The 12,020-nt window shown below is 65.4% G+C and carries 9 protein-coding genes; 5 read left to right on the forward strand and 4 right to left on the reverse strand.

Going from position 1 to position 12,020, the window contains the following annotated elements:
* Window positions 1-31: 31 nt before the first annotated feature.
* From lplT to BTH42_RS16490, 3 genes are all read left to right on the forward strand, one after another.
* The gene (gene lplT / locus BTH42_RS16480; protein ID WP_075301251.1) at window positions 32-1,330 is read left to right on the forward strand and encodes a lysophospholipid transporter LplT; all 1,299 of its coding nucleotides are present in this window, start codon (window positions 32-34) and stop codon (window positions 1,328-1,330) included.
* A gap of 207 nt (window positions 1,331-1,537) precedes the next feature.
* Window positions 1,538-4,225 (forward strand): DNA mismatch repair protein MutS, encoded by a 2,688-nt coding sequence (gene mutS, locus BTH42_RS16485; RefSeq protein WP_075301253.1) that lies wholly within the window; start codon window positions 1,538-1,540, stop codon window positions 4,223-4,225.
* Complete coding sequence (locus BTH42_RS16490) at window positions 4,212-5,597, forward strand: hypothetical protein (RefSeq protein ID WP_075301255.1); 1,386 nt, start codon at window positions 4,212-4,214, stop codon at window positions 5,595-5,597. The genes mutS and BTH42_RS16490 overlap by 14 nt, the downstream gene beginning before the upstream one ends.
* On the opposite strand, the gene BTH42_RS16495 is transcribed toward BTH42_RS16490, so the two are convergent.
* Entirely contained in the window at window positions 5,577-6,116 is a 540-nt protein-coding gene (locus BTH42_RS16495; RefSeq protein WP_075301257.1) for a peptidylprolyl isomerase, read from the reverse strand. The genes BTH42_RS16490 and BTH42_RS16495 overlap by 21 nt on opposite strands.
* A gap of 32 nt (window positions 6,117-6,148) precedes the next feature.
* Between BTH42_RS16495 and BTH42_RS16500 the strand changes: the two genes are divergently transcribed.
* Window positions 6,149-7,402 (forward strand): cupin domain-containing protein, encoded by a 1,254-nt coding sequence (locus BTH42_RS16500; RefSeq protein ID WP_075301259.1) that lies wholly within the window; start codon window positions 6,149-6,151, stop codon window positions 7,400-7,402.
* 232 nt (window positions 7,403-7,634) lie between these two features.
* Window positions 7,635-7,910: a hypothetical protein gene (locus BTH42_RS36045; protein ID WP_075301261.1), complete on the forward strand. Its 276-nt coding sequence runs from the start codon at window positions 7,635-7,637 to the stop codon at window positions 7,908-7,910.
* Window positions 7,911-8,134: 224 nt separating this feature from the next.
* Here BTH42_RS36045 and BTH42_RS16515 read toward each other — a convergent pair whose 3' ends face one another.
* The 3 genes from BTH42_RS16515 to BTH42_RS16525 all read right to left on the reverse strand — a co-directional run bounded on the left by BTH42_RS16515 (window position 8,135) and on the right by BTH42_RS16525 (window position 11,942).
* On the reverse strand, window positions 8,135-10,405 hold the full coding sequence (locus tag BTH42_RS16515) for an ATP-dependent DNA helicase (protein ID WP_075301263.1): 2,271 nt from the start codon (window positions 10,403-10,405) through the stop codon (window positions 8,135-8,137).
* A 64-nt stretch (window positions 10,406-10,469) separates the two neighbouring features.
* Entirely contained in the window at window positions 10,470-10,688 is a 219-nt protein-coding gene (locus tag BTH42_RS16520; RefSeq protein ID WP_075301265.1) for a DUF465 domain-containing protein, read from the reverse strand.
* 150 nt (window positions 10,689-10,838) lie between these two features.
* Window positions 10,839-11,942 carry a hypothetical protein gene (locus tag BTH42_RS16525; protein ID WP_178392184.1) on the reverse strand — a complete coding sequence of 368 codons (1,104 nt, stop codon included), beginning with the start codon at window positions 11,940-11,942 and terminating at the stop codon, window positions 10,839-10,841.
* Window positions 11,943-12,020: the final 78 nt, after the last annotated feature.

The following is a 12,020-nucleotide window of genomic DNA, read 5'->3' on the forward strand; positions in this document are numbered from 1 at the left end:
GCCGCTCTGCGTTCAGCTTTCCACCCGCCTCATGAAAAAAGGCTTCTACACGATCATCGCCGCGCAGTTCGTTTCATCGCTGGCCGACAATGCGCTGCTGATCGCCGCGATCGCGCTGCTGTCCGTGATCAGATCGGCCGCGTGGGTCACGCCGCTGCTGCAGATTTTCTTCACGATCTCCTACGTGCTGCTCGCGCCGTTCGTCGGCGCGTTCGCCGATGCGCTGCAAAAGCGCCACGTGATGTTCATCTCCAACGCGCTGAAGGCGAGCGGCTGCCTGATGATGATCGCCGGCGTTCATCCGATGATCGCGTACGGCGTGGTCGGCTTCGGCGCCGCCGCGTATTCGCCCGCCAAGTACGGGATCCTCACCGAACTGCTGCCGGCCGCGAAACTCGTCAAGGCGAACGCGTGGCTCGAATCGGCGACGGTGCTCTCGACGATCGTCGGCACAATGCTCGGCGGCGCGCTGATCAGCGCGGTCGTCGAGCGCTTCGTCGCGCACGCGCATCTGCCGTTGATCGGCTCCGCCGCCGATCTCGCGATGTTCGCGGTGATGCTCACGTATGCGCTCGCCGCCGCGATCAACGTGTTCATTCCCGATACCGGCGCGCGCTATCCGAACCGGCTGACCGAACCGAAAAAACTGGTCAGCGACTTCCATCACTGCTTTCACGTGCTGTGGGCCGACAAGCTCGCGCAGATCGCGCTGTGGGTCACGACGCTGCTGTGGGGCGCCGCGGTGACGATGCAGCTGCTGGTGCTCAAGTGGGCGAACGTGAATCTGGGGCTGTCGCTCTCCAAGGCGGCGGTGATGCAGGGCGTGACCGGCGTGGGCATCGCGCTCGGCGCGGCGGGCGCGGCCGCGCTGATTCCGCTGCGCCAGTCGTTGCGGGTGCTGCCGATCGGCGTACTGACCGGTGCGGTAGCGATCGCGATGGCGTTCTACAACAAGGACCTGTTCCCGGCCGGCGCAGGGCTGCACTTCGGCGCGCACGTCGTGCCGTTCTACATCCTGTTCGCCTATCCGCTGATGATCGTGCTCGGCACGTTGTCGGGCTTTTTCATCGTGCCGATGAACGCGATCCTGCAGCACCGCGGCGCGACGCTGCTGTCGGCCGGTCATTCGATCGCCGTGCAAAATTTCAACCAGAACCTCGCGGTGCTGCTGATGCTCGGCGCGTACGCGCTGCTGCTCACCGCGCAGTTGCCCGCGCAGTGGATCATCGTCGTATTCGGCAGCTTCATCACGCTGATGATGTGGCTCGCGAAGCGGCGCAGCGCCGCGAACGAGCGTGTGATGGATATGCGGGCGATGGTCGAGGAATAAGCGCATGAGGGTCCTTCCGCGGTGGTCCCGCGTACCGGCATCGACAGGAGCCGCAGCGCCGCACTAGTGAGCGGCGCCATGGCCAGCGGTTCGCTCATGTTGCCACCCCGCTTCCGCGCCGGGCATCGCCCATTCGGCCAGGGTCCGCTCGCCGCGCCGGCGGGTTAAACTCACGCCCTGAGCATCTACCGCAAGAAGACACCAAGGATGGGCAATCAAACCGCAGCGGCCACCGACGTCGCACAACACACTCCAATGATGCAGCAGTATTTACGCATCAAAGCGGAGCATCCGGGCACGCTGGTGTTCTACCGGATGGGCGACTTCTACGAACTCTTTTTCGACGACGCGGAAAAAGCCGCACGCCTGCTCGATCTGACGCTCACGCAACGCGGCGCGTCGGGGGGCAATCCGATCAAGATGGCCGGCGTCCCGCATCACGCGGTCGAACAGTACCTGGCCAAGCTCGTGAAGCTCGGCGAATCGGTCGCAATCTGCGAACAGATCGGCGATCCGGCCACATCGAAAGGCCCGGTCGAGCGCAAGGTCGTGCGCGTCGTTACGCCCGGCACGCTGACCGACGCGGCGCTGCTGTCCGACAAGAACGACGTCTACCTGCTCGCGATGTGCGTCGCGCACAACCGCCGCGGCGTCGCGATCAGCGTCGGCCTCGCGTGGCTCAATCTGGCGAGCGGCGCGCTGCGCCTTGCCGAAGTCGCGCCCGATCAGGTCGCCGCCGCGCTCGAACGCATCCGCCCCGCCGAAATTCTGGTCGCCGACAGCACCACCGAGTCGTCCAGCTGGACCCCGCCCGTCAACGCCGGCGCGCTGACCCGCATGCCGGCCTGGCACTTCGACATCAGCTCGGGTACCCAGCGCCTGCGCGATCAACTCGGCGTCGCGAGCCTCGACGGCTTCGGCGCGCACTCGCTCACCTGCGCATGCGGCGCGGCCGGCGCGTTGCTGCTGTATGCGGCGTCCACGCAAGGCCAGCAGTTGCGCCACGTGCGCAGCCTGAAAGTCGAATCGGAATCCGAATATATCGGCCTCGACCCGGCCACGCGCCGCAATCTCGAGCTGACCGAAACGCTGCGCGGCACCGAGTCGCCGACGCTGTGCTCGCTGCTCGACACCTGCTGCACGACGATGGGCAGCCGCCTGCTGCGTCACTGGCTGCATCACCCGCCGCGCGATCCGGGGTACGCCCAGGCGCGCCAGCAGGCGATCGGCGTGCTGCTCGACGCTCCGCCCGGCGCCGATCTCGATACGCTGCGCGGCGCGTTGCGGCGGGTTTCGGACATCGAACGGATTACCGGCCGGCTCGCGCTGCTGTCGGCCCGGCCGCGCGATCTGTCGAGCCTGCGCGATACCTTCATTGCGCTGCCCGAATTGCGCGCGCAGCTCGCGGCGGTCGCGTCGAACGCGGAGTCGCTCGCGCGCATCGACGCGGCGCTCGAACCGCCGCAGGACTGCGTCGAACTGCTCAAGCGCGCGGTCGCGCCGGAACCGGCCGCGATGGTGCGCGACGGTGGCGTGATCGCGCGCGGCTATGACGCGGAGCTCGACGAACTGCGCGATATTTCGGAGAACTGCGGACAGTTCCTGATCGATCTGGAAACGCGCGAACGCGCGCGCACCGGCATCGGCAATCTGCGCGTCGAATTCAACAAGGTGCATGGCTTCTATATCGAAGTCACACGCGGCCAGACCGACAAGGTGCCCGACGACTACCGGCGCCGCCAGACGCTGAAGAATGCCGAGCGCTACATCACGCCCGAGCTGAAGACCTTCGAGGACAAGGCGTTGTCCGCGCAGGAACGCGCGCTGGCCCGCGAACGCGCGCTGTACGACGCGTTGCTGCAGGCGTTGCTGCCGTTCATTCCGGATTGCCAGCGCGTTGCAATGGCGCTCGCCGAACTCGATCTGCTGGCCGCGTTCGCGGAACGCGCGCGCGCGCTCGACTGGGTCGCGCCGAGCTTCTCGGCCGACGCGGGCATCGACATCGAACAGGGCCGCCATCCGGTCGTCGAAGCGCAGGTCGAGCGCTTCATCGCCAACGACTGCACGCTCGCGGCCGAGCGCAAACTGCTGCTGATCACCGGCCCGAACATGGGCGGTAAGTCGACCTTCATGCGCCAGACCGCGCTGATCGCGCTGCTCGCCTACGTGGGCAGCTACGTGCCGGCGCAGCGCGCGGCGTTCGGGCCGATCGACCGCATCTTCACGCGCATCGGCGCGGCCGACGACCTCGCCGGCGGCCGCTCGACCTTCATGGTCGAGATGACCGAAGCGGCCGCGATCCTCAACGACGCGAGCCCGCACAGCCTCGTGCTGATGGACGAGATCGGCCGCGGCACCTCGACGTTCGACGGCCTCGCGCTCGCGTGGGCGATCGCCCGCCATCTGCTGACGCACAATGGCTGCTATACGCTGTTCGCGACGCACTACTTCGAACTGACGCAGTTGCCGGCGGAATTTCCGCATGCGACGAACGTGCATCTGTCCGCAGTCGAGCATGGCCACGGCATTGTGTTCCTGCACGCGGTGGACGAGGGCCCGGCCAATCAGAGCTACGGTCTGCAGGTCGCGCAGCTCGCCGGCGTGCCGAACGCGGTGATCCGCGCGGCGCGCAAGCATCTCGCGCATCTCGAGCAACAGTCGGCCGCGCAGCCCGCGCCGCAGCTCGATCTGTTCGCCGCGCCGCAGCCGATGCTGGTCGAAGACGCGGACGACTACGACGAGCCCGCCGCGGCGACGCCGTCCGTGTCGCCGGCAATGCAGGCGTTGGTCGAACGTCTACGCGGCATCGATCCGAACGATCTGCGTCCGCGCGAAGCACTCGATCTGCTGTACGAACTGCACGAACTGGCCGTCGCGCCGGATGCGGACCATTGACACACCGAGGCAAACGCGGCGCCCGCGCGGATTTCGCGCGGCGCTGCACCACACGCTCGCGTTAGCGGGCGGCCTCGCTGCTTCACTCGCGGCCGCGCTCTGCGCGCCCAGCGCGCCGGCCTATGCAGCGTCCCCACGCCTCACCTTCGCGGTCATCGCCGACACACTGCGCGCCCCCGCCGACGAAGCCTCGACGCAGCGGCTACTGGATGCGATCGGCCGCGATCGCGACGTGCGCTTCATCGTCTACAACGGCAATCTGAAGGGCCCGAAGGAAACCTGCCGCGACGCGCTGTTCGAGCGCCGTCATACGCTGCTCGAAAGCGCGCGGCCCCCGCTATTCTTTATCCCCGGCCAGCACGACTGGGTCGATTGCAATACCGCCGAAGCCGGCGGCTTCGATCCGGTCGAGCGGCTCGATCTGCTGCGTCAGACACTGTTCGCCGACGCGACCTCGATGGGCCAGAATCCGCTCGCGTTGACGCGCGAGAGCGAAGTGTCGCGCTTCCGGCAGTTCCGCGAAAACGTGCGCTGGGTCGTCAACGACAAAGCCGGCGACGTCGTGTTCGTCGGTCTGAACGCGCCGGGCCCGAACAATCACTATCTGACCGCGGGCGGGCGCAACGGCGAGTTCGAGGATCGAGTGATCGCCAATGCGTTCTGGCTCGAGCATGCGGGCGAGTACGCAAAACGCCGCGATGCACGCGCGATCGTCGTGTTCATTCAGGGTGATTTCGATCCGGAGCGTTACGAGCGGCCCGAACGGTTCGCATGGCTGCACTTCGCGCACAGTTCGCGCCGCGACGGCTTCCTCGAATTCAAGCGCAGCCTTGTCAAGCTCGCGCAGAGTTTCAAGGGACCGGTGGTCGTCATTCATGCGGACGACGAACGCGCGGCCGGCGGCTTCGTGATCGATCAGCCGTTACGCAACGATAAAGGGATGGTCGTGACGAATCTCACGCGTATCGCACTTGCGCCGCGTGATCGTCTGAACCAGTGGATCGAGGTCGAAGCGGATTTCGGCAGGAAGCCGCCGTTCCGCGTCAGTGTGCGCGACGTGCCGAAGCAGATGCCGCTGCCGGCTGTGCCGCCGCTCTTGCCGGCCGCACCGCCGCGCGAAGAACCGGGTGCGTCGGAACCGGGCGTGCCGGATATGCCTAATGTGGAAGGGTTCGGGCCGGCGTCCGAAACGCCGCCCTTGTTGCAGACGCCCGATGGCGGCTACGGTCCGGCGATCTCGATGCCGCCGGGTTCGATACTGCCCGCCTCGCCTGCGTCGGCGCCGCCTGCCCCCGCGACGGCGCCCCGGATACCGGGTGCCGCGTCAGGCGCACCCGGGATACCCGCGAGTTCAGTGCAGGGTCGGTTTTGAGTTGTCTTCGTCCTCGTCTTCATCGTCATCGAGGACTTCGAGGCCATCCGCGCCGTGCGCGTGCTCGTGTTCGATTTCGTCTTCGGTAGCCGGGCGCACGTCTTTCACGGTCAACGCGAAACGCAGCGCCATGCCGGCGAGCGGATGATTGCCGTCGAGCACGACTTTGTCTTCCGCGACGTCGGTCACCACATAGACCAGCGAATCGATTTCCTCGTCGCCGTCTTCCGGGGTGCCTTCAAACTGCATGCCGACTTCGAGCGGTTCCGGGAAACGATCGCGCGGCTCGATCTTCACGAGTTCGGGATCGTATTCGCCGAACGCGTCTTGCGGCTCGAGCTGGATCTGCGTCTCGAAGCCGGTCTCGTGGCCGTCGAGCTCTTCCTCGATCTTGGGGAACGTGCCATCATAGCCGCCGTGCAGATAGACCATCGGCTCGTCGCTTTCCTCAATCAGATTGCCCTGTGCATCCGACAGCTTGTAGGCGACCGAGACGACGGTGTTCTTTGCGATTTTCATTCGATTCTCCAGAATACAACTCACATTATACGATGCCCAGGCGGCCCACTCACCCCCCGGCCGATGCAGCTTCGGCGGCCAATTCGTCGTCCGCTGCAAAGCCGGTCACCCTGCCCGTTACGCCTCCCGCGCCCGATCTTCCGACTGCGTTGCTCGGCGATCTGAGCCCGTCGCAATTCATGCGCCGCTACTGGCAGAAAAAGCCGCTGCTGATCCGGCAGGCGATCCCCGGCATCGAGGCGCCGCTCTCGCGCGACGCGCTGTTCGAACTCGCCAATCAGGACGACGTCGAAGCGCGGCTGATCACTCACTTCCGCAACAAGTGGCAACTCGAGCACGGCCCGTTCGCGGCCGACGAACTGCCGTCGGTCAAACAGCGCGCATGGACGCTGCTGGTGCAGGGCGTGGATTTACACGACGACCACGCGCGCGCGTTGCTCGACCGCTTCCGCTTCGTGCCGGATGCGCGTCTTGACGACCTGATGATCTCGTACGCGAGTGATGGCGGCGGCGTCGGCCCGCACTTCGATTCCTACGATGTGTTTCTTTTGCAAGTAAAAGGCAAGCGCCGCTGGCGCATCAGCGCGCAAAAGGATCTGACGCTGCAGCCCGGCTTGCCGTTGAAAGTTTTACAGAACTTCGAAGCGGAACAGGAGTGGGTGCTGGAACCCGGCGACATGCTGTACCTGCCGCCGCACATCGCGCACGACGGCATCGCGGAAGGCGAATGCATGACCTGCTCGATCGGTTTTCGCGCGCCGTCGGAGCACGAGTTGACCGCGCAGTTCCTCTACCATCTGGCCGAGCGCGGCGAAGCCGCGGGCAAGTCCGGCGCGCACTATCGCGATCCGCAGCAGCCGGCCGTCGAAACGCCGGCCCAGTTGCCCGCGGCGCTGATCGAACGGGTGGGCGCGATCCTTGCTCGGGTCAAATGGAATGAGCAGGACATTGCGTCGTTCCTTGGTACGTACCTCAGCGAACCCAAGCCGAGTGTCGTCTTCGATCCGCCGCAGCGGCCGCTCAACGACGCGCGTTTCGTCAGTGCGGCGTCGAAACAGGGTCTCAGGCTCGATCGCAAGACTAACTTGTTGTATGAACGCCGCTTTTTCTTTGTAAATGGAGAGGAAATGGCGTGGGACGGCGCGAAAAAATGGCTGTTTGATCTCGCCAATCACCGCTGTATGAGTGCGAAACGCTTTGTAACACTATCGCACGATTCCTCGGTGACAGCACTGCTACACGAGTGGTATTGTGCGGGCTGGATACAGGTGGGCGAGCTTGCGTAACTCTGCCCACGTGCTATACCGTACAGTGAAATTTTGTATGAGAAAGACAACGTATTGACCCCGGATTTATCGACTGTCAGTACGAAAGTGCATATAATTTCCGCCCAAGCCGTAGGGAAGAATCCAGCTCGTCAAAAGAGCTTCTCCACCAGCGGCCCAGGTCGGTGTTGGAGCACATTACCGGTTTTATTTTGCGCTGTTGCTTACCTTTAAACCATAAAAGGACGTGATCATGAAGAAATCCCTCCTCGTAGCATCCCTGTTGGCAGCTGTGGCACTGGCTGCATGCAACAAGAGCAACGACCAGGCCGCTGCACCGGCTAGCGACGCAGCTGCTGCTTCGGCACCGGCTGCTGCAGCTTCCGACGCTGCTGCTTCGGCTTCGGGTGCTGCTGCTGCTGCGAGCGACGCTGCTGCTTCGGCTTCGGCTGCTGCTTCGGACGCTGGCGCTGCCGCTTCGGACGCTGCTGCTTCGGCTGCTGCTCCGGCTTCGGGCGCAAGCCAGTAAGCTGTCGCGTAGGGTTCGCCTCTGGGCGAAAACTGTTTCGGGAAATCGTTTCGGTTTCCCGGGCAGTCCGGCGAAACGCCACGGATTCATCTCCGTGGCGTTTTGCTTTTTGGCTCCGGTTTTCAGATTTTGCTTTTGTTGACGCTTACGCCGACCCACTCGAAGAGATTCGAAAAAAAGCCGCTTTAAAAGCGGCTTTTTTGCATTAACTCGGATTCGCGCATTCACGCGGTGGAACCCGGCACTGCGTTTTCTTCGAAAAACTCCCGCACCACATCGATTTCGCGAGTTCGCTTGAACGGCGGCAGGCTCTGCCAGATCCGGCGGCCATACGGTTTATCGACGAGACGCGTATCGCAGATCATCAGCACGCCGCGATCGGTCTCCGCGCGAATCAGCCGGCCAGCCCCCTGCTTCAGCGTGATCACCGCCTGCGGCAGCTGATGCACGGCGAACGGGCTCAAGCCCTTCTTGGTCAGCGCATCGAGCCGCGCGGACAGCACCGGATCGTCGGGCGGTGCGAACGGCAGCTTGTCGATCACCACCAGCGACAATGCATCGCCACGCACGTCCACCCCTTCCCAGAAGCTCTGACTGCCGACCAGGATCGCGTTGCCGTACGCACGGAAGCGATCGAGCAATTCGGTACGGCTCGCATCGCCCTGCACCAGCAGCGGATAGTCCCAGCCGCGCGCCTCGATCGCGTCGCGCAGTTTCGCCGAGATCCGGTCCACCGCGCGCAGCGTCGTGCACAGCATGAAGACGCCGCCACCCGATGCTTCGATCGCGGGCAACGCGGCGTCGAACACGGCGTCGGTGAACATCGGCGACGACGGCTGCGGCAGATTGCGCGGCACGTACAGCAGCCCCTGCGATGGGTAGTCGAACGGGCTCGGCAGCGTCATCGAACGCTTCGAATTCAGGCCCATCTGCGCCGCGTAGTGCGTGAAGTCGCCGCGCACCGACAGCGTCGCAGACGTGAAGATCCACGCGCGCGGCACGCCCGCGCGCTGCTTCGCGAAAATCGGCGCGACCGACAGCGGCGTTTCGTGCAATTGCACCGTGTGCGAGAACACTTCGATCCAGCGCACCTTCTCGTTCGGATCGGTGCGTTCGGTGCGTTCGGTGCGTTCGCCGTTGGACGCGCCAGCCGCGGCGTCGCGTTCGGTGCTGGTGGGCGGCGTGGTCCAGCCGCTCAGCACGTCCTGCAATTCACGCGCGCGCCGCAGACATGCGCCCAGCGATTCGGCGCGCTCGGCCTGCCCCGCGAGCGCCGATGCCAATGCATCGAGCTCGGTTTCGAGCGTCTCCAGCGCGGGGAACAACGGATGATCGTCGGGCAACTGGCCGATCGACAGCCGCACCGAGTCTTCCTTGAACGCGAGCCGTACGTCGCGCGCAGCGCGCTCGAGCGTCGCGCCGAGCTTGACCCAGTCGACCGCATCACGCGCATGACCCAGACCTTCCGCAACCGAGTCGCGCGCGAGTTCGAGAAACTGCGTGGTCGACAGCGTCTCGCCGAAAAACAGCGTCGCGGTTTCGGGCAACTGATGCGCTTCGTCGAAAATCACCGTGTTGGCGGTCGGCAGCAGCTCGGCCATGCCGGTATCGCGCAACATGATGTCGGCGAAGAACAGATGGTGATTGACCACCACGATATCGGCCTGCTGCGCTTCGCGGCGCGCCTGCATCACGAAGCATTCCTTGTAGTGCGGACACTCCTGGCCGAGGCAGTTGTCGCGCGTCGACGTCACCATCGACCACACCGCCGCCGTCTCCGGCACGCTCGCGAGTTCCGCCTTGTCGCCGGTGCGCGTGATCTTCGCGAAGCGCACGATGTCCTGCAGGTACGAGGTCTCCTGACGCGACGGCAAGCGGCCATTGTCCGCGGTGCGTTGCAGGTAGTAGTGGCACAGATAGTTCGCGCGGCCCTTGAGCATCGCGACCGACACCGGCACCGCGAGCGCGTCGCGCACGGTCGGAATGTCGCGCTGGAACAGCTGGTCCTGCAGATGCTTGGTGCCGGTCGAGACGATCACCTTGCCGCCCCACAGCATCGCCGGCACGAGATACGCATAGGTCTTGCCGGTGCCGGTGCCGGCCTCGACGATCAGCGTGTTCTCGCCGGCGTCGGCGCCTTCGGCCGCGTCGTTATCGCTCGTCTCGGCAGCGCTGTCGGCGCCCGTCTGCTGCAGGCGCCGCGCCGGGCGCTTCTGTGCTTCGAACATCGCGGGCTCGGGCATCGCGCGACCCGACGCCTCCATTGCGGCGGCGACCGCGCGGGCCATTTCGACCTGCGACGCGCGCGGCCGGTAGCCGTCGATCTGCCGCGCAAGCAGGCCGTTGTCAGCGAAGATTTCGTCGAGCTCGCTCGCGCGGCGCCGGCTCAACGATCCGCCCGTTAGCGAGGCAGCCGCGCGCGGCGCCGGCGCGCCGGCGCTGGAAGCCGCGTCGCCCGACGCGGTCCGGGATGAAGTGTCATGCGGTGAATTCAAGGCAAGCGTTTCCTGCTAGGTCCGGCTCGCGCGCTGCGCGCCCGGCGCCTGCCAGGCCGCGAACTCAGGCGCGCGCGTCCGGTTCGAGCTGCAATTGCAGCAAGATGATGGTGTCCTTGACTTTGAGTTTGCGCTTTTTCAGGCGCTGCAACTCGAAGTCGTCGATGCCGGGCTCATCCGCAATCCGGTCGATCAACCGGTCGAGCCCGCTATGCTCCGATTCCAGCTGCAGAATGCGGTCGCGAAGTGTATTCGCGTCGATGACGTGATGACGATCGCGCATGCTCGCCTCCCCTCGTCTGCGGCCCGGACCTCGTGCACGGTCCGCTGCCTGAGATTGCTGTCCGGCTCAAAACGCGTTACGGCGACTACCTCGGTCCCGGCCACGCTCGAGCGGCCGGGTTCACTCTACAGCACAAGCCCTACGGCCGATTTACTGCTGTTGTTGCTGCTGCTTCTGCTGCTCTTCGAGTTGCTGCTGCTTCAGCTGCTCCTCGCGCCGCTGCTCGGCCTTCTCGGCCGCCTGTTTCTGGCGCGCTTCGACGTCGAGCTTGTGCTGCGCGGCGGTCTCCTGCTTGCGCTCGAAATCGGCCTGCTTCTGCTGACGCTCGGCCGCTTGCTGCGCGCCCTGCTGACGCGCTTCTTCAAGCTGCCGCTGGAAGTCGCTCTGCTTCTGGCCGGCAGCGTTCTGAGCGGCCGCACCCTGGGCCGGCGCGCTGCCGCGTTGCGCCTGCTCGAGCGCATGCTGGTGCTGCTTGTCCTCGTAGCTCTGCGCATTGGCAGCACGCTGCGGCGCCTCGGCGTTACGTCGAGCCTGATCGAGCGCGTGCTGACGTTGCTTGTCCTCGTAAGCCTGTGCGTTGGCCGCGCGCTGCGGCGCCTCGGCAGTGCGCTGCGCCTGATCGATTTCGTGCTGGCGCAGCCGGTCCTGATAGGCCTGCTCGTTGCGCGCGTCTTCGGCGGCCCGCTGCGGCGCTTCCGCCTCGGCGCGCGCACGCCGCAACGCAGTGCGCTCGTCGCGCTCGCGCGCGCGTTGCGCACGCTGTTCGGCGTCGAGCGCAAGCTGTTCCTTGCGGATTTGCGCCTGCACGGTACGCATCGAGTCACGCGCGCGGTTCAGGCAGTGATTGACGAAGAAGCGGCTGTAGCAGTTGTGCTGCGCGACCGCGAATTGATAGTTGTTGTCGTCGCTACGCTCGTTGAGCGCCTGTTGCCGCTCGTCGAACGATTTGTCCAGCGCGGCTGCTTCGCTCGCGCTCTGGGCGCCGTCCGCGGAGGCGGCCGGGTTGGCGCCCTGCGCGCTTGCGGCGGGCGCCGCGACCGGTGCCGCGCTTTGCGCGGGCGTCGCGGTCTGTGCAACGGCCGGCGCCGGCATTGCCATCACGCCGGCGATAACCCACGCCGCGCTCAGTGCCGCGAGCGAGTGCGACGATGCGCGCGCAACACGCGACGAAACCAGTGGCGACTGAAACGAACCCCGAGCCGAGCCCGGCAGCGAATCCGACGACAGAAAAGGGACCAGGCGGTTGAGCGGCAAGGAGATTGGCAACGTCGTAGAGGGTCAACGGAATATGGCCGAAATTCTAACACCGCGCGGTTGAGCCCTTTGGCATTT

The organism is Burkholderia sp. SRS-W-2-2016 (genome assembly GCF_001931485.1).
GTDB lineage: Bacteria > Pseudomonadota > Gammaproteobacteria > Burkholderiales > Burkholderiaceae > Paraburkholderia.

Excerpts from the sequence above, each read along its gene's own strand:
- lplT (WP_075301251.1), top strand. The coding sequence starts at position 32 with ATGAAAAAAGGCTTCTACACGATCATCGCCGCGCAGTTCGTTTCATCG.
- mutS (WP_075301253.1), top strand. The coding sequence starts at position 1,538 with ATGGGCAATCAAACCGCAGCGGCCACCGACGTCGCACAACACACTCCA.
- BTH42_RS16490 (WP_075301255.1), top strand. The coding sequence starts at position 4,212 with ATGCGGACCATTGACACACCGAGGCAAACGCGGCGCCCGCGCGGATTT.
- BTH42_RS16495 (WP_075301257.1), bottom strand. The coding sequence starts at position 6,116 with ATGAAAATCGCAAAGAACACCGTCGTCTCGGTCGCCTACAAGCTGTCG.
- BTH42_RS16500 (WP_075301259.1), top strand. The coding sequence starts at position 6,149 with ATGCCCAGGCGGCCCACTCACCCCCCGGCCGATGCAGCTTCGGCGGCC.
- BTH42_RS36045 (WP_075301261.1), top strand. The coding sequence starts at position 7,635 with ATGAAGAAATCCCTCCTCGTAGCATCCCTGTTGGCAGCTGTGGCACTG.
- BTH42_RS16520 (WP_075301265.1), bottom strand. The coding sequence starts at position 10,688 with ATGCGCGATCGTCATCACGTCATCGACGCGAATACACTTCGCGACCGC.